Source organism: Candidatus Hartigia pinicola (assembly GCA_020541205.1).
Lineage (GTDB): Bacteria > Pseudomonadota > Gammaproteobacteria > Enterobacterales > Enterobacteriaceae > Hartigia > Hartigia pinicola.
In genome coordinates this window covers 1,237,986-1,259,606 of the sequence record CP048208.1, presented here as the reverse complement: position 1 = coordinate 1,259,606, position 21,621 = coordinate 1,237,986, and the positions used below count along the sequence as shown (strand labels likewise).

The window sequence follows — 21,621 nt, the reverse complement described above, 5'->3', positions numbered from 1 at the left end:
ATTGAGCAGTACGTTAAATAAGTAATGAGTTTTTTAAATATATAGGAATGCAAAAATACTTTATATATATCTATTTTTTGTTAATTGAAATGTTTTACTTACTAAGTAACAAAGTATTAGTTTGTTAAAATATTTCTCGACTCATATTATTTTTTCCCATCTTTATAATCTTGATAAGATAAACATAATTATTACGTTTAGAAAAATTTTTAATGAACTTGAATAATGACACATTATTATTTTTAGACAAAAAAGCGGATAATTTAAAATTTAATATTTTTATAAATAGTGAGATATATTTATCTCTAATATAATGTCTTTTTTTAGCGGATGAATGAATATACCAGTAATAAAAATGTTAAAAATCTCTAATTGATTGAGGTATATACAAACTAGAAAAGTTAATCACTTCAATTGTTAAATATTTATCAAAATAAAGTACTTTTTATATTTTCTATTTATTGTCATTAAAAAATAACTAGTAAACAAATGTATCAGTGTAATGATTTTTAGATGTAAAATCAAGAGATTCATAAAATTCTAAAGAGAATAATATAGTTTTTTAGTAAAACGAATTAGTATTGTAATTTCTTAACTTTTTCTTAAAAATTTTTATATATTTTATCGTTGATTTTTTAGTTTAAATACACATCTCTATCAAACTTTTAACCTCTTAAGTATCAAGTGTTTTCACAGAATAAGCATGAGTTTTTTTATCTAAATAAGTGGTTAGCCATTCTGGGATACGTTGTTCTAACCACATTACAGGATTTCTAAATGATCCGCTAACAAAGCCGACATGTCCACCATGTTCAGTTATTTGATATTCAATATTCGGAGGTAAATGTGTGACATCAGGTACAACTTCAGGTGTCATAAAAGGATCATCTTTAGCGTGAATAATTAACGTAGGTTTAGTAATGCGAGGTAATCTTGGTAAAGCACTACATTTTTGGTAATAATCTATCGCATTTTCAAAGCCATAAATTCTAGAAGTAATAACATCATCAAATTCACGAATGTGCTTTACTTGTTTGAGTTGTAATAAAGTAAGTGGTAGTGAGCCAGGATATCGTATTAATTTTCGAGTTGCATTTCGCTTTAATTTATTAAGTAAATAACGTTGATAAAATTGTGAAAATCCCTTATCAATACGCATTGAACAAGGTTCAAGCATTAATGGTGCTGATACAATAACTCCAGCATCGATATATGCATCCTTACCACTTTCAGCTAAATAGCAGGCTAACATATTTCCACCAAGAGAATATCCAACAGCAGCGGTTGGATTATTTCCTAATTTTTGTTTTAGCCAATGGAAAAAATAGCGTGCATCACTGGTTTCACCTGAATGATAGATACGTTTTTGGCGATTTGGTTCACCACTGCATCCTCTAAAGTGCATAATTACACCTAGCCACCCATTTTGTTGAGCACTTTTAAGCATACCGTGTGCATAGGGGCTTTGAAAGCCTCCCTCTAACCCGTGAAAAATCACTAAACGTGACTTATCGAAAGCCTGTTCTTTTTCAGGATTTTCACTCCACGCAAGATCAATAAAGTCGCCGTCAGGCAACTCGAGTCGTTGCCAAATAGGTTTTATTGTCGGTGTCCGTCGAAAAATTCTTGGCAATAATGTTTGAAGGTGTGGATTTTTAGCCCAATGAATTGGATAAAAATTTTTTGACATAGCATTATTTAATTTAGTCATGTCTTATATAGCATAGAACATACTGTAATTATTTTGTTAGCCAAGCAAACATATTAAGGTTTATTGACTTTTAAAACTGATTTTTTACAGCAGTTTTAGTAAAAATAGAGTGTTTTTAGCTATATTACCAAGTATAATACTAAATATTATTTGCGTTAGAAATGAAATTATTTGTCTGTTCTTATTTGTATTTATAGTTATTTTTATTGAGATTCTGAAGCAGTATACTTCTTAGTTTGATGAAAATCTCTGATCTTAAATAAGAATGACCGTGATAAAATTCATAAAATCAATAGAAAATTAATCTAGATTTTTATTTTATACCTTTATGTATTCGTTTTGTTCTTTTTTTAATAACAATATTTTTTACGTTTAGTATTGAAAATTTAGGATTTGTTGTAGCATTTCGTTATTATTGAGTATTACTTTGTAAGATTTTCACTTGTGTTCTTATGTTTTATACTTTATATGGTAAAAGCAATAATAATATAAGTAGAAAAATATGTATTGTAGTTAAATAAAACAGATACAGTAATCAATTTTCCATAAAAATAGAATCATATTTCTGTTAAGGAATATAAAATTATAAAAATAGTTTTTGAATGTTTTTAGTTTAAATTATTAATGATCTGGATAAAAGATGTATAAAGTTAAACTGTATTTATGCAATATTAATGTACTTAATTAGTGTGACAAATATTATAAATATTTTCGTGAATTTATATACAGTATTTATTTAGATAATCTAAGGATTTTTGATTAGTTATTTTCTTTATTCTTTTTACATAATTTATTTCTAACTTATTAATAGGATTATTAACATTTTTGTGTGTCGCTTATTTATTTAGAGTTAGTAAAAAAATTTTACTGAATCTAAAGCAGGCATAATTACAAAGGAGATTTTATTTTTATGTAGTATTTATTTCACTATATTCAACATTGTAATCGCATGTTTCTTTTTATTGAATTTAAATAAAATAGTGTATATATATAATATATTTTCAAGCAGTAATAACAAGTGAGATTAAATGAAGACTGTCTAAATTTTAATCATGTTATTACGTTATTTTCACAATTTTACTATGATACTAAATTTTAAAAAAATTAGAAAAGATTATGCTTTTAATGCCTAATCTAGATAAATATTTATTACTAAAGTAGACATTGATCATCATACTAAAATATAGTTTTTAAGAACACTTTTACCATATAAACAATATTTTTTATAAATATTCTTCAATAAAATATATATCAGTGAATATAAATTAAATTAAATAAATTCAAATATAGATATAATCTAACAACTGATTTTATATGTATATATTCAAACTAATTAAAAATTTTCTCGAAAATTGATCTAAATAAATTTTTACAAATGTTCATGAGTAGTAATATGACAGAATCAATTAAAACTTATATTAAAATAGGACTAATTGCCTTGTAGGTTTTTTTATGTAAAAATTTTATATACTGACATATAGAGTTATAGTGTGAACTATTGAATCTGTGTTTTTGATTATAAAGTTTTCCAATAAAGATAACGTTAATCTTTAGTATTGATTAGTCAATATAGGTACATGCAAATAATTTTATAAATACTAAAATATTAAAGCAATTAAGAATGACTCAGTAGTTATTTTTTTCGTACTATCTGAATAATTAATGTAAGAATTGGAAATTAAAGACGTATTTATATGATCATCATAAATTTTTAATTATTATCATCTTTTTTTATAAAAATATACGTTAAACAATTTCTTTCTTGAGGAAAGGGTTGTAAATTGTAAATACTAAGTGTATAGTATTTTATGATCTTATAAATTGCGTATAATACATTATATGTTTATTCATAAGAAGTTAATTGTATGATCGTATCATGTTCTAAAATAATTTTACGTACATTATTGATTATTCTGTAGAATACAAGTTATCAATACGTTTTTATCTAATTTTTATTATTACGATTCATTAGATAAAAAGTAAAGATTTACCACAATGTGTTTTTTATTTTAAAATCTTTTTAAGGAAATCATATTTTAATCAGATATATCGATACTTTTAAGGTTTTAATGTATGAATGATCATAAAAGTGTTTAAATATTTTTATTATTATTAATAGGATTATTAAAAAATACTTTTTAAAATGCCTACTGCATTAGGCTTATCTTTGTGTTTGACGGTTGTAAAGCTATAAAATAGTAATATATTATAAATCTCTTTTGAAAAAAGAGAGAGGAAAATTAGTTGTTAACAACTACTCTCTATTGTGGATAAATATATATTATATTTTATAAGGTGATATATATTGAATAGTGAGCAATAATGCATTAATTTTTTTTAAAATAGTTATAAACTGATCATGCTAATATAAATTTTCTCATTTCTATAAGAAATATAATATTTTTAAAAAAAATCTGAATATATTTTTAAGAAATAAGACGTTATTTAATAGTACTAATTTATGTAGTATTATTTTATTCCGTTTTTGGTTTTAGTTAAGCTTAAGTATAGATAAAACATGAACTATATTGCTGAGTCATGATTAGCTACTTTGGTACATGTATTCAACAATTATACTAATTTTCGAAATAATTTATTGAAAAAATATATCTAGATCTTTCTGATGTTTTCTTACTTTTTTCTCATTAAGAAAAACGTTATTAACTTAGTATTAAAATTGCATAAAGATTTATCTATATTGTTAATGAGTACAGTGATGATAATTCTTGTTGTATTTTTATTGATGACATAATGATAAATAAAATATTTTAAATAAACAAAAGTGATATATGTAAGCACTACATTCACTTCACTTAGTTATCAAGATTTTCTCCAGGTTGTAGTATTACTTTTACTTAGCAGTACAATGCATGATCCCTCATAAAATAGCTATATCAAAATATTTTTTATAACACTAATATAGTGTATTAACAGTAACCGTTTTTAAAAGTATATTATAGTCAATAATTTATAATCATCATAAGAAAAGCTAAACGAAGTAAAATATTCCAGAGTAAAATAACAGTTCGTCGTTAGATAGCAAAATTGTTAAATTAAATTAATTTTAACAATTTTCTGTTGAGTGGCTTTCAGATTTTTCGTAATGACAACTGAAATATCTGAAGGAAATCTGATCTTAATATTTGATTTAAGTATTTAGCTTATTTTTACTTATAGTAATATATGAAATTTATTAATTATTTTTATTTATTGTCTATAATATCTTACAAATAATTTCATTAAGTTAAGTATCAGTAATCTTTTCACATTGTCTTGACGATACAATAACACCACTCTTTAAATACCACACGTTTTAGAACTACTATCACATATTTTAAAAAGAATACTGTAAATAGTATTTATTTAATAAAATTAATGCTATTGATGTCATTTTATCTTAACTTAATGAGCTATTATAAAATTTAATATTGAGTATCATATAACTTATTAGTGTGTAAATTAGCAAGAGCATGATACTTGATACTAACTTGTATTTTTTGTTCTGAATGACTTTCGTTATTAGATGATCGGTATAATATTAAAGGGCAAGATAAATACTAACATATATTCTTATGTTATGCTGGATAGTGAATAAAATATTATTAGCGTTTTATTAAAAATAATTTATTCAAGAAGATTTTTGAGATTTTAACAGCAGAGATAATAATGTTAAAAAGAATATTAATTTTTACTGAAGTATGTAATTTTAGCACAACTAAGAAATTTTTTCGAATATTAATTAGTCCAAAAGATGTTTTTTAAAAATTACAATGTTTATCTAAAATCTCTGATTGAAAGTAACAGAAGTCAAAATATTTCTTTGATATTTCCTTGAATATACATTTCATATAAATATACTCTATGTGATTCGATACGATTATGTTATCGTTATGAACGACAATAATACGAAAAAAAATTTAGAAAAGTTAAAATGATATTTAGATAATTTAGTATGAAATATTACTGTATATATTATAATATATGTTTTTGTTACAGTCACTATATAGAACTTTGCAAAAAATCTTCACAGAATTTAAATAGTTATGTATAATCGTTAAAAATTTTAGCCGCTTAGATTTTTTTCCTATGATTACTAAAAACATTTAGATGTATTGTCACTCTATCGCTAAGTATCAATACTAACTATAACAATATTCAATGCAGTCTTTAATATATTGCCTGAATACTTGTGTGCAGTTATCTAATGAATTAGAATTTATTGTAAAGTAATAATACTTTTAATTAACGGAAATTCTTATCTAAAAATAACATTATTCTAAAATCAATACAATTAATGAATAACTAAGTAATAAAAACATAAGTAAGTTCTATGTATGAAGTATGTCGTAGAGGTATATTAACAGTTCATCTTATTATTGTTTATTATGATCCTGTTAAAATATACAGATCGTTATATGTTTCTAGTATTAAAGTGATTAAAATTATTTATTTAATAATACTGTATGGTTTAATAACACTTTTAGATATATTACTCAGGCTAGATAATAAACAGATGTCGGTCTAAAATTTATCGCAGTCTAATACATATCAGAAAAAATATGTAGTAAGCATAGAAAATTTTTAAGTTATATGAAGATATTGAACCATATCAAGTAAAACAATATGGAATTAAAGTGTAATATATTGATAACAGATACGAAAATGAAAATCTAAGTTCTTGTCCAATTAGTATATATTAATATCTACTCAAAATTAGGTCGATGATATTATTAGTAAGCTCTTTGAATAAGAGTGGTCAAATTGTATTCTTAACTAAAATTTAAATACTGAACTATATCAGTGGTGATTAATTGAGTGTCAGAAAGAGTTTTAACAAATGAGATGTTTACTAGTTTGTTGAACTATAAAATTATATTTTTCCATATTGTCTTAGATTGTTATCGAAGCATATATTTATTAATTATGATCTTACTGATTAACTATGCTAGAATGTGAAATCAGATTAAGCTCCATTAAACACCAATGAATAATTAATTTCTGACTGTTCTATTAAATAAAATTTCAAAATTAGTAAGATATACTTACATGCTGAAATTAATGCATGCTCTTGAAGCTGCTGTATATAGTTTTTAACTGCTCATAAAGCTGATGATGCTAGCATTGTTGTCATTACTTATACTAATAATAGTTTTATTATAATATTTACATTGAATATATTAGATTCTTATAAAAATCTAATGGTAATCTAAATATTGAGCATCAGCTATTTTATGTGTTATTCTATCTTTCATCATTAATAATGATAGGTATATGTTGGCGATAAATTTATTATAGAGAATGTGGACTAATGCTGCTAAATATTTAAAACATATCTTAAGTTACAGGGAGAAATTGTATTAAGATGTCAGTTACCTCTCTAAAAATCTTTCAGATTAATTCATATCTCCACTAAATAAGTGTAAAATTAAACAGCTTATTATTATTGAGCCTATTTTTGACTAAATGTAATATATTTTACATTGAATATGCACAATGTTAAAGTTATATTGATTTTATGATAAAGATTGTAGTAAATTTAATCTTTTCCCACGCAAAAAATAAAAAAATTATAGTCAAAACTTTTTTGATAAATGTGCTATTTTTATAGAAATCTATAAGTAATTTTTGGTATAAATCGTCAAAACTCATTGAGTTTGTTTTTAGAGATTAGTTTTTTGGAGCTATTAATAGTAATTCATGTTATTTTTTAGTCATATGTGTATTAATTTGTACTAGAGTAGCTATTTTAATCATGATCATCACATATAAGCTATGATTAAATAGTTAAACACTCTGGCCGTATTGAAATATTTTCCTAACATGTTTTAATGAATTTATCAGTATATTTAATAATTTTCTATCAGTTAAAAAATTAAATGATTATGATAATTTTATTGAGTAAGATCAAAGACAGATTTTTACTTTGAATCAGTCATTGTGAGTTTAGTATTTGTAATTTTTATTTATTATACGTATTCATATTATATTTCAAATCATAAATTTAACACAAATAAAATATTTTTAAGAGACATTAAATTATTTTTTAGACTAATTTATAATGATAGGCATAGAAATAAAACATAGAGGTTCATTATTTTCTTATTATAAGAGTGACTATAGTGTAAACCTTAAAAGAAGTTTGTTAATATTTTAAGGTTGTTGTTATTAGTATTAAATATATGTTAATTAAAATAAAACGTGAACATATCATAAAAAAGTAAAAGAGTTTCGAACCAAATTCAAATAGTAATTTTTGTGTAACTGTAAGTGACTGTAAAAGTATAATGAATAAATTATTAATGATCTATACGCTTGTTAATTAACTGAGAATATTATTTAGAAGATTTTCTTTTTTCAGTTGTTGTATCCAAGTATTCACTCGTTCTTCTGTTAGTTCTGGCTGGCGATCTTCATCAATAGCGAGTCCGATAAAGTGATCATGATTAGCCATGCTTTTAGATATTTCAAAATAGTAACCGTCAGTAGGCCAATGGCCAATAATTACCGCACCTCTTGGTTCAATAATATCTCGAATAGCACCCATAGCATCACAAAAGTACTCTGCGTAATCTTCTTGATCACCACATCCAAATAAAGCAACAATTTTTCCTAGAAAATTGATCTCTGCGAGGGTTGGGAAAAAATCATCCCAATCACATTGAGCTTCACCATAATACCACGTTGGTATACCCATAATTAAAATATCAAAAGCGTCAATGTCTTTTTTACTACATTTTGCTATATCATGAACTTTAGCATTATCTTTACCTAATTTTTCTTGAATGATTTTCGCAATACGTTCTGTGTTTCCAGTATCACTACCGAAAAAAATACCTATGACTGCCATATAGTTCACGACCTCTTCAAATTTGTAATAGAATATAAAATGTAATGTAACTTAGTTTCTTAATTTTATTTTAATTGTATTAGTTAATTTTATTGATTATTAATAGTTCATCATAAAAAAGTGGTCTGATTTTAAGTTGATCAATCTATTTATTCCTCAGTGAATAAATTCCGTATAACAAAATTAGTTTTTCTTTAAACTAGATATTTTAATATGAAATAGCATATACAATAACATATTTAATATGTAAAATCTTCTTACAGACTTGTTTGATTATTATAGTTTTTTGTCAAGTGAAAATAATTAATAGTTAAATTGATCTAAAACGATCAGTATTTTATTAATGTATTTGTTTTTTTACAAATTTATGCATGCTCCGTATTATTAAAGAAAATATGTATTTATAATTATTGACTTTGATAAATTTGATTTCAATCTTCTGAGAGTCCATTCAAGATTTTTTTACAACACTGAGATAATAAATATTACATCAATAAGTTGAATATGAGTATTGAAATACTTCTCATAGCTTTCTATATTCCAGGGAATGTTCGGCTAATTTATTGTTAGTTTAATAATTTAACACTTCAGGATCAGCGCATCAGTCTAGATGCATTACATTGAGAAACCTAAATAAATACATATAGTATATGATATATATCATGCAGAAATATTTTATTTATATTACTAAATATAATAAGAAAATTCATTCTACTGATTTAGATGGTATTCATTTATTTTACTTTGAAAGTATTATAATATTTAATAAAAAGATTTTATAGTAATAATTAACTCTAAAAATATCAATCTGAAGTATATATCTTTACGTAAAATCAATAAAGTGGTGAATGGTATTTATTTTTTTTAAAACTATATTATAGTTAGTAAATATCTGATAATCATATAAAAATCAATATTTTTATTTTTATATAGTTAATCTGTGATCTGCATTATATTTAGACTCTACATATCCTCTTTAGTTGTTGTAAATTTTTTAATATAAAATTACACAAACTCAACAGTACTGTATATTTTTATGTGTTAATTCACAGCTCTAGACGATTGATCGTATTTTTACCTATATAATAAAGTTAAAATGTATTTATTATTTTTCTTTAATAATTTTAGATATATTTGATGAAAATTTATTTAGTAAAATTTAATTTCTCTTTGAGAATCAAATGAATGTTACAATAATAGTAAATTGTTTAATATAATAATAATTTTTAGTTTTATTATCGCACAAGATGTAGCAACAGATGAATCAGTGACACTAGTTGACAACTCAGTTATTCATATTATTGTTTTACTTGTATGACTTATTTTAATATTGCACATTGAGCATAAACAAGTACATCGTGATTTTAAAAGTACTAAACATTTAACGGTTAATGATAATGCTTTCTTTTGATTTTTATGATCTTTTTCATATTATCATCATATGAATGATATGAAATATAATGATAAAGTTTCTCATAATATCGCATACCTAAACAATAGTATAATAGATTTATAAAAAATTCTTTTATAATAAAGATCTAACACTTAGATAAAGATATAATTTTAATAAAAATGAATCATAGAATTTTATGAAAAATTAAATTTTAGTACGTTGAAGCATGTTTGAGCTAAGTAAAGAAGTTTTAAAATTTTTCTTTAATAAAAATAGCTGACTAGATATTGTAATTCAGAAAAACTAAAATGTTATAAATTTTACTAAATTGTCTTACATTTAATGTATAAGTATATACTGTAATGAGAATGATTGTAATCAGGACTTCTAATAAATTTAAAAAATATTTTATACAATCTGTATAATATATTATGAGTGTAAAATCCGTATGTCTTTCGCATGAAGATATTATGCTTAATGAAATAATACTTACAGGATGTAAACCTCTAATTATATTTTAAAAACGTCTAAGCTATTGTATAAAATCTTGTTTCTGTAGTGATTTCAGGACATATTATAAACATAATACTGTGCTTTTTAAGTTGATATGCTAAAGTAGTATTATAAATGCTTAGCTATAAGGAGTATATTAACTTACTGATGTGTATAACTAGGAAAGAAAGTCATAGAGATTATTGTAGAATAAATAAAAATTTTTGACTTGCAGTAACTTTTATCTGTATATATAAAATACATAAGCAATAAATAAGTGAGAGTAAAAATATAAATTAGTTTTTTATATATCTGTATCGCAATCGTGAGTGTCAAGTTAATTCTATTGAATCTACGGATTGTGAAGTAAAATTGTTAGTCGTTATATTGATTTATATTTAAATAATATGCAAGGTTGTTTATTTATATATAGCCAACATTAAATAGATTGATAATACCTGAATATATTTGTTTTTATTAGATATATAGTACATAAATATATCTAAGTTAGAGATTGATTGAAACCTAAAAATCCAAATTGAAGACAAAATAACATGCAAGGAACAATCGAGTGAGACGGAAAAAATAAGAGAATGTTAATTTAGAAGGTTGATAACTATTATTGTAAAATAATTTAACGATGATGTAAAATTTATATTAATCACTACTCGAAACTAAACTATTAGTATTAAAATTCTAGAAAAATATATTTGATAAAATTTTTAATTATTTTATTGATTTATGTATGATATTATTGATTATTATTAATAATAATTAACTTAGTATCAACAAAAAATACATGAAGTGTGTAAGGTCATCTTATTACTTATAAATTTATAATAAATGACTCAATTTTATTACAGAGCTATGCAAATTTCTAGTCTTTATATTTTGATAAAGATCTGCTATGCATATGAAGCAGAACTTCTATAACGACTTTTAAGATGCTATATTCAATTTAGTGTAGTTGTATTTAAATAAATAATTCAGCACTTATTAAGTGAAATATTGAAATATTTTAAAATAAAATAAATTATTTTAATAAAAGTTAATAATATTTAAATAGATTGATAATCTGAGAGATATCTCCTGAAGCGGAAGCAGACAGTTTTTAGAAAATTGGTATATAACTTAAAACACATTAAATGTAGTTGCGTATTTGTTTAGATATGATATTTAAAGACTCAATATTAACTTTTAATAACAATTAATATAATGTTACTATGTCTAGTTTAATATGAATAGAATTTCTTGTGTTGACAATATATCGTAGATATACAAAAAGATTATATCAAGTAAGAAATCTTACAAATAGAAAGAATTCTTTTTATTATTGTTTTTTATATTTAATATTGATATTGTTATTTATCTAAGAAATTGATTAAATAGCTAAGGACTGAAAACACATAAATAACTTACTTCAAAACATCACAGCAGTACATATTGCTAACATTAATACTCTAAGTGAAAAATGAATTTTCTGAAAGGATAATTATTTGGAAAAATATTTCTGTGAATTTTTTTTACATTATGATAGTCTAATCTAATGTATAGATTTCTGCTAAATAGATTAAAAATAATATAATGCGAAAGTAACTATTAAACTTAACCCAATCGCTAAATTGAGTTATTCTTTCATTAGTGTATTTATATCACTTGTAGGATAATAAATATTAGAGAAAATATTAATCAGAGTTTATACGGCATATTTTAAATTGAATTATTTCATATGTTCTATTGCAATGACATTATCATATAATAGTGAGATGATTTCAAATCAGTTTTGATAAAGTAAATTTTTTAGTTATTGTCAGGCAATAGACATGTTACGAAAAAGTAGATGTGTATAATATATTTTCTATATTTTCATATTGTTAAAAATATTTTTTAATAATATATACACCTTATTACTGTTTTAAGGAAATAGTACCATATATTATTCTTTTAAACTTCAAGAAGAAAAAAATGCAAAAATATCGCTCAATATTCACTTAGAAAAAAATGTAAAAATGTGTTTGCGCAATTTTTACTCATAGTAATCGAACATTAACAGAGTTTTTTTAATTGTTTATGCGAATAGCTTAAAAGCATGTAACTTCTAAAAAGGCAATAAATCTAGATAAATTTGTCTAGAATCTGAGAATACATCAGGGTAGATACTTTAAGGTTGTTCTATATAATTTATTAGAGTCATATTAAGCTATATTATAGAAAAAAAATTTTATCATAACTTTAATTTAAATACAATTAATTATATATATAAAGAATGTATTAATTGATGACGCTATATTAATAAAATTTATTTAATAATATATCGTATATATTCAAAAAAATTATTAAGATAAGGAAATATAATGCACTCCATATTTCATATTTGATATCTCAACATTATATTCTGGAATGTATGTAAATTTATTTTGGAAAATGTTGGAGAATGTAGAAGAACTATAAAAGAGGTGTTTGAACGCTTGTGTGTAGTTTGTTAAAATGATATTTATCGTCTTGTTGCTATGCAATAAAATAATGTTGAATAGGTTCTTATAATACAACTATGAATAATTTTTTCCCATTATACAATAATCGTTATATTTCATTTGGTATAGTACTGCTTTTCACTCTTGTAAATATTGTACATGCAAATGAATCTTTTCCAAATATTTTTCTTTCATCTTCGCCGGAAATTGATACAGAAGCTTATATTTTACTTGATTATCACTCAGGTAAAGTTTTGCTTGAAAAAAACGCAGATCAACGATATGATCCTGCAAGTTTAACAAAAATAATGACTAGTTATGTTATTGGTCAAGCTATCAAGTCTGGTAATATTACTTCTAAAGATATAGTCACTGTTAACGAAGATGCGTGGGCAACAGGTAATCCAGTATTTAAAGGCTCTTCTCTCATGTTTTTAAAGCCCGGTGATCGTGTACTTGTTTCTCAGTTAACGCGTGGGATTAATCTTCAATCAGGAAATGATGCGTGTGTTGCAATGGCAGATTATATTGCTGGCGATCAAGTTAATTTCGTACGCTTGATGAATGATTATGTTAATAAACTTGGATTAAAGAATACTCATTTCAAAAATGTTCATGGTTTAGATGCTTATGGTCAATATAGTTCAGCACGTGATATGGCGTTAATAGCCCAATCTATGATTCGTGATATACCTGATGAGTATGCCATATATAAAGAAAAAGAATTTACGTTTAATAATATTCGTCAGTTTAACCGCAATAAACTGCTTTGGGATAAAAGTTTGTCTGTTGATGGTATAAAAACTGGGTATACTGTTTCTTCTGGATTTAATTTAGTAACATCTGCCACTGAAAATAAAATGCGTCTTATTTCTGTTGTATTGGGTGCAAAAAACATAAAAGTACGTGATTCAGAAACTAAAAAACTCTTAACCTATGGTTTTCGTTATTATGAAACGGTTAAACCATTAAAAGCAGGCGTTGAATTTATCTCTTGTCCTGTTTGGTTTGCCGATAAAAAACATGTTAAGCTCGGGGTTACTGAAGATTTAGTATTGTCTATCCCACGTGGGCGTCTGAAAGATCTGAAAGCTAGTTATAATATTTTGACTAAAGAGCTAAAAGCTCCTCTTATAAAAGGACAGAAAGTTGGTATCATTGACTTACAGTTCGATAATCAGACCCTTCAACTGCCATTAGTAGTACTAAAAGATATTGAAGAAGGTAGTTGTTTTAGTCGTGTTATTGATTATATTAAATTACTATTCTATCGCTGGTGGAGATAGCTTGTAATCGATGATATACTGTATGCATGTAGTATATTTTAAAATATTATAACACGAATATCTATTAGAAAATATTCATTAAACTACTAAAGTTTTCATACTGATATGCTTATTACACACTGATATACTTATGAAATGATAAGAAAAGTATAGTATATTTGTTTAATAAAATTATTGAAATGATTACATATCATAAAATGAAAAAATATTTTCGAGATGCTAAATCTTGAGTCACTAAAGTAATTACTATTTATTTTAATTTTTATTTATTATATGCATATTAAAATTTTTACATCTTCTATATAGAATAGAATTTTATAAAAGGATAAAAAAATCATTATGTAGAATATTAATTATAAAAACGCATTTGTTTCAGTTATTTATATAAATTATATGACTATATTATCTCATTCTTTAACACTCATGTAATCTTTTTTTAGAGAATTAAGATATAATATTCATTTTCAGTATTAACGATATTAAAAAATGACTCTTAAATAACTTAATGTTTTTTTATTCAGCTTTTAAAGATATATTGTATATTAAATAATTAATGTTAATAAATATTAAAGATATTACATGTGAATATTTCAAAAAGTCAATTAATATTATTGGTAATAAGTTTTTTTGATTAAAATTATGAATTTGAAGAGCTATATTTGTTGTATAGTTTGTTTATTAATATTAATATGTATTTGAAATTTTATAATTGTTTTATGCGCATATAAATATACAATATAAAATAATAAAGATGTAAAATGTGTATTCTTAAGTGATATTCTTTGATAAATAAATTATATTACTGTGTTGATTTAAATATATAATGATATTAGAAGATTAGTAGAAGAAATATAATTATCAGACAGTAAATTCAGATAAAAACAGAGTTAAACATTGTATCATTGATCAAATAACGCTGAGTTTTATCAAAACTATTTTTATCGATAAGTAAGGAAGAATGGAAAATATTTAAGAGAGTAAAATTATAATGTATAAATAGTATTCATTTGATTTATGAAAGCAATATTTACCTGCATTTATCTAAATATTAGCATAATAGTACAGAGTATGCATGATCTTCAAGAGGGTATACTCATGTTATTCTTTCTATAAATTTTTTCTATAACTTCTATAATAAATCATATATTAGCACATTCATACAACTTATGTACATTATTAAAAATATTATTTTTGTATTATATAGTGATTACTTCAATTTACTAAAATAATTTATTTTATAGTCTAGATAAATATTTTACCGATTATATTCATACAATCTCTGAAAAGTCTAAAGAATTAAATTTAAAAAACATTATTTATTTTATACAGTATAAAAATCGCGTATTAAATATGCTTACTTCAACATGTTAAAATGCATCATTTAATTGTTAAAAAAGTATTTTTGTGTGTTATTAGTTTTTGAATCCACATGTAAAGTACAATAATTATTATAATTATTTAAAAATTTTAAAAATTGTACTTAAGCGTTTTGACAAAGTTGACGTTTTCAGGAAAATTAGGGTAAAATTAGTAGATAAATAAATCATGCGTTATTGATGCCGTTCTTTTCTAATAATGTTTATTATAAGTGTATATCTAAAATAAATTACTATCATCTTTTTATGAAAAGCATTAGATCACCTTTTTGAAGTTTGATGAAACTAAAGAAATATCTTTCATAATAAACTTTATTTAAAATACTGATGAGTTTTAGCTTTCCGTTTTTATGACTCATATTTAATCTTTAAATTTAATAAGTAAAACTCACATTATTTACTAAGTAATAAACATATTAGTTTGTAGTGTTTACGACTGTTTTGTTAATCATTATGTAGGAGTTAATATCATTAGATATAATATATCTAAGTGATTCTTCGTGTTGTAGTAAGTGAATTTTTTTGATGAATATTGTTTTGAAATAATGATAGTAATTAAATGCAGAGACAGCAGAATAGCATTATATTCGGTGTACGATATTAGTAAGAAGTATTGCATGTCATGATTTTATACAATGAGAAGAGAAATTATTAGATAAAAATTTAAATTTTTTCTTGAGATAATATTAAAAAATAACTTATATTTCAATATATTATCAATGGTAAAATAAAAATTAGTTTTCTAATTCTTTATTCGGTGAACTGTTAGGAATATCAATATGATTTTTAAAAAGCTATAATGAATATTTAAGAAATATACCTCAGCAAACAATAGAAATTATATATTACATTTATTCAGTAATGAAAATTAATATAATAAATAAAATAACCATCTAAACTTTTTACTCTACATAAAAATCATTTTATAAATGATTCATGTGTAATTAAATCATACTCACATATCTCAAAATGGCGTATCAATACTTTAAAGATTTATTCTTAAACGTTAAGTTATTGAAATTCTATCTTCTAATTTGAAGAAGGTTAGTCAATTTGTAAGGATTCGAAATAATATTTTAATACTTATGTTGGATTGTTACTCTGATATTTATTATTTTATATTGCACAGAAAAAATTTTACATAGAGTCTTCATAATATATATTTTCAAGTCTATAAAACTTTAATCTAAAAATGATAAAATATTGTTTATACTGTGTAAAATTTACTACAGAGATTTTACATTTATTTTAAATGTCAAATGGTTTATTTTTAAAAATTAAACAGGTTAAGCTTAACGAATAAAGTATTTTGCTTTTTCTATAGTGAGGTTATTATAGCTTCTGCGTCATGTTATTGTATATTTATCTTTATGATGACTGAATATTTTTTGACTATTTTTGATATCATAAATATTTATAGAAAAATAATTCAATATTGACGAATAATAGTTAAATTAATATGACTAATACATTAGTCATGTATACATTATTTTGAATTAATATGCTGCATTAATCTTAGCGGTCATTTGTAGTACACTGTATATTTTAAAGGGAGTGAAAATAAATATATTAATACATAAGTAATATTATAAAGTTTTCTGTTGCAGATATATGAGATTACAATATTTTCAGGTAATAAAATATTAGTTGTACTATAATGATTAGTTAATTATTATTCTCTGAATTTTAATTAGATAAGATTGTTTTTAATTTTTAATACATTCTTAATTTTATTAGTGAAATGTTATTTTTATAATAATTAATTATTTTAATTAAACGCTAGTTTTTCAAATACTGACAATTAAATAAGTAATCTTTAAAAGATTAGATTTTATTTTAAAGTGTGTGAAACTCTTTAAATTAATAAACTGTTTGAGCGTCTTGCGCTTTCTGATGTTTCAATTAATATTAATAATGAGGCGTTACCACCCCATTCTTTAGGAGCTTGATGAAAAGCAATAATGTCAGGATGTTGAGCTAACCATAGTGGTGTTTGTTGTTTTAAAATATGCTTTCCATGGCCGTGCATCATGCAAGCACAAACAACATCTTCTCTGTTACAAGCAGCAATTAATGCTCCAATTTCTTGTTTAGCTTCCATTTGTGTCAAACCATGTAAATCAAGAAATAATTCAGGAATATAATCACCACGACGTAATTTTCTTAATTCATAAGGATTAGAATTCGCTTTTAAATAACGCATTGGTCCTTCATTTTTTAATTTTGGTTGGTATTCATCTGAAAAATAAAATAACATATCAATTTGTTTTTGTTTTATTTTTTCATTTAATATCGGGGTGTATTTAGTGCGTATAGGTGTGTGTAAGATCTGATCTTGGTGAATTTTTTTTGTTCCACGCACTGCTTGTTTAAAGAGACTAATATCATTTTCTTTTAATTTAAATTTCTTGTTCATTTTTTAATAATCTTTTTATGATAAATTTTATTTATGTTAGTGTAATATATGGTGTGATATGATTATTATCATTTTAAGTATAAGAGACTATAAAAATCTTTTTTTAAATTTTATTCTCTCATCGTTATTATTAAAGTAGTTATATAAGTTTAAAATAGTTTGCTCTATTAGATTTATTTTCTCTTCGAGAAAGTGCATATACACGACTTTAACAGTACATATGTAAAAAGTTTTTTTGTATTTTTTATATACCAAAAACAAGTGAATTTCATGAAATATAATTTCATAATTTTTTATAAAAGCATTGAATATCATTATTTTAGATTTTAGAAAAAACTACATTAATTGGATTCGGTATCTACAAATAATTGTTAATAGTTTGTAAAGTTTTCATTAAAAATTATTATACTATTTTGTCATTATGGACACTGAAAATACAAATACTGAAAAGTGAACAATACAATATGCAGTTTTTGAAAAAAAACTACAATACATCTAAAATTTTCCTCTTCAAATAAACACATATCTAGATAGATATTTAAGGCTTTTGTTATAACATTGTAATTACTATAAGTCATTTTTGGTTTAATAATTTTAAGAATACACAAATATCACTAACATACTCTTCAAATATTTTAGAGGATAACAGAAAGATGCATAAAATTTTTTCGAATGATCTACAATAATTATACTCAATGGAATGTATTGAGATAATAAAACAAAATGCACTTTGTATTGCTAGATTATTTTCATAGTATTGAGTCTTTGAATATCACTTTATTTATATAGTGACGTTTTGTTATGTTTTTATAATGTTTTTGATATTGAATATGAAAACACTACATAGTTTTTTAAAACATGTTGATTTCTTTTTATGTACAATTTGTGTAATTTAATCAATAATAGGTGTAAAGATTTTTTGTTTTAAATACAGTGTGATACGATAAAGATATAGAATAAATTGTCTTATTTTTGTAAGATGAATTATCTGTTCAGTAGTAATAATAATTAATAGTTTTACCAAGAGTTATATATTATTATAAATTATAATATCAGTTTTAATCTATTGTATAAGTAATGAAATGTTTTGATGATGCAGATAGTATGTTTAAAGGATTATAATAACTTCAAGTTAAAATATTAATTATGTTATGATAAATTCTTCATATTATATGATCGAGAATATATGCTAATTAACTTAGGTCTATAATGATTATGTTATCTACCGCTAACTTTAAATAAATTTTTATAAAGTCATTTTTATATATTTTTTGGATTGAGAGAAATTCTATTATAATGAGTGTTAAATTTTTTTATTTTATCTTTTATCAGCTATTAATATTAGTAGTTTATATTAAAACTAATTTTTATAATTTTATAATAATATAAAATGTGTATCTTCTTTTTAGTTAATTTTTATCAGTGTCAATATTATTTTTTTTGAGTCATGTTATTTAATGAGTTTTTTATTTTTAAATAAACCAATATATATAAACATAAATATAATATATTCTTGAAACAACTCTGAAAGTGAAATGTTTTAATTTGATAAAAGTATAAAAACAAAATTATATTATAAAATATAATTTTGTTTTTATAGTAAAAATATGATGTTTTAATAAAAACAAAAGAAAAGATAATGTATATACGTATTTTTATATGTTAAAATGATTTTTGATCGTATATCAGACAATTTGTGTGAGCACTACACAAAACATTTCACAATAGTAAGGAGGTGATCCAACCGCAGATTCCCCTACGGTTACCTTGTTACGACTTCACCCCAGTCATGAATCACAAAGTGGTAAGCGACTTCCCTGAGGTTAGGCTACCTACTTCTTTTGCAACCCACTTCCATGGTGTGACGGGCGGTGTGTACAAGGCCCGGGAACGTATTCACCGTAGCATTCTGATCTACGATTACTAGCGATTCCGACTTCATGGAGTCGAGTTGCAGACTCCAATCTGGACTACGACATACTTTATGAGTTTCGCTTGCTCTTGCGAGGTTGCTTCTCTTTGTATATGCCATTGTAGCACGTGTGTAGCCCTACTCGTAAGGGCCATGATGACTTGACGTCATCCCCACCTTCCTCCGGTTTATCACCGGCAGTCTCCTTTGAGTCCCCGACCGAATCGCTGGCAACAAAGGATAAGGGTTGCGCTCGTTGCGGGACTTAACCCAACATTTCACAACACGAGCTGACGACAGCCATGCAGCACCTGTCTCAGATTGCCCGAAGGCACTAAAGCATTTCTGCTAAATTGTCTGGATGTCAAGAGTAGGTAAGGTTTTTCGCGTTGCATCGAATTAAACCACATGCTCCACCGCTTGTGCGGGCCCCCGTCAATTCATTTGAGTTTTAACCTTGCGGTCGTACTCCCCAGGCGGTCGATTTAACGCGTTAGCTTCGGAAGCTACTCCTCAAGGAAACAACCTCCAAATCGACATCGTTTACAGCGTGGACTACCAGGGTATCTAATCCTGTTTGCTCCCCACGCTTTCGCACTTGAGCGTCAGTCTTTGTCCAGGGGGCCGCCTTCGCCACTGGTATTCCTCCACATCTCTACGCATTTCACCGCTACACATGGAATTCTACCCCCCTCTACAAAACTCTAGTCAACCAGTCTTATATGCTATTCCTGGGTTAAGCCCAGGGCTTTCACATCTAACTTAATCATCCGCCTACATGCGCTTTACGCCCAGTAATTCCGATTAACGCTTGCACCCTCCGTATTACCGCGGCTGCTGGCACGGAGTTAGCCGGTGCTTCTTCTGTCGGAAACGTCAATCGTTGACGATATTAGCATCAACGTTTTCCTCCCGACTGAAAGTACTTTACAACCCTAAGGCCTTCTTCATACACGCGGCATGGCTGCATCAGGCTTTCGCCCATTGTGCAATATTCCCCACTGCTGCCTCCCGTAGGAGTCTGGGCCGTGTCTCAGTCCCAGTGTGGCTGATCATCCTCTCAGACCAGCTAGGGATCGTTGCCTAGGGGAGCCATTACCTCACCTACTAGCTAATCCCATATGGGTTCATCCGATAGCGCAAGGACCGAAGTTCCCCTGCTTTGCTCTTTAGAGATCATGCGGTATTAGCTACCGTTTCCAGTAGTTATCCCCCTCTATCGGGCAGATCCCCATACATTACTCACCCGTCCGCCGCTCGCCAGCAAGAAGCAAGCTTCTTTCTGGTACCGCTCGACTTGCATGTGTTAGGCCTGCCGCCAGCGTTAAATCTGAGCCATGATCAAACTCTTTAATTAAAATTCTCTAAAATACTCAAAACATTTCCTACTGACGTAGGTGATGTTTTTTGTATAAATAAACTATTTGTTAGTTTATTTATATGAATTGACGTATTAGTCAATTTTCTAGACTAAGCAGTTAAATATTTTTGATAGTGTATTGTGAGTGCTCACACAGATTATCTGATAAATTTTTAAAGAGCGTTATGATTTGATTTTTTAAAATCAAATTCTTTATTCTAATACTGTAAATTGAAATAAATTATACTTATCTTTGATAAAGAAAGTCAAGCTTTTTTTTATTTTTTTATGATATTCTCAATTTCTCTTTTATGTTTTTTAGTTTTTGATCATATTATACTTTACATTATTGAG

At 25.0% G+C, this 21,621-nt stretch carries 4 protein-coding genes and 1 rRNA gene; 1 reads left to right on the top strand and 4 read right to left on the bottom strand.

Features of this window, described 5'->3' with window-relative positions:
- Positions 1-673: 673 nt before the first annotated feature.
- Together GFV14_RS02330 and fldA are read right to left on the bottom strand one after the other, a co-directional pair.
- Complete coding sequence (locus GFV14_RS02330; protein ID WP_457914682.1) at positions 674-1,690, bottom strand: hydrolase; 1,017 nt, start codon at positions 1,688-1,690, stop codon at positions 674-676.
- A 6,340-nt stretch (positions 1,691-8,030) separates the two neighbouring features.
- Positions 8,031-8,558 carry a flavodoxin FldA gene (gene fldA / locus GFV14_RS02325; RefSeq protein ID WP_457914070.1) on the bottom strand — a complete coding sequence of 176 codons (528 nt, stop codon included), beginning with the start codon at positions 8,556-8,558 and terminating at the stop codon, positions 8,031-8,033.
- Between the two features lie 4,436 nt (positions 8,559-12,994).
- Here fldA and GFV14_RS02320 point away from each other — a divergent pair.
- Positions 12,995-14,203 (top strand): serine hydrolase, encoded by a 1,209-nt coding sequence (locus GFV14_RS02320; protein WP_457914069.1) that lies wholly within the window; start codon positions 12,995-12,997, stop codon positions 14,201-14,203.
- Between the two features lie 3,231 nt (positions 14,204-17,434).
- Here GFV14_RS02320 and smrB read toward each other — a convergent pair.
- Positions 17,435-17,995 (bottom strand): endonuclease SmrB, encoded by a 561-nt coding sequence (gene smrB / locus GFV14_RS02315; RefSeq protein ID WP_457914068.1) that lies wholly within the window; start codon positions 17,993-17,995, stop codon positions 17,435-17,437.
- A gap of 1,728 nt (positions 17,996-19,723) precedes the next feature.
- Positions 19,724-21,264, bottom strand: a 16S ribosomal RNA gene (locus GFV14_RS02310).
- Positions 21,265-21,621: the final 357 nt, after the last annotated feature.

What these genes read in the sequence shown, in the direction of transcription:
- fldA (WP_457914070.1), bottom strand. Translation starts at nt 8,558, where the DNA reads ATGGCAGTCATAGGTATTTTTTTCGGTAGTGATACTGGAAACACAGAA.
- GFV14_RS02320 (WP_457914069.1), top strand. Translation starts at nt 12,995, where the DNA reads ATGAATAATTTTTTCCCATTATACAATAATCGTTATATTTCATTTGGT.
- smrB (WP_457914068.1), bottom strand. Translation starts at nt 17,995, where the DNA reads ATGAACAAGAAATTTAAATTAAAAGAAAATGATATTAGTCTCTTTAAA.
- GFV14_RS02330 (WP_457914682.1), bottom strand. Translation starts at nt 1,690, where the DNA reads ATGTCAAAAAATTTTTATCCAATTCATTGGGCTAAAAATCCACACCTT.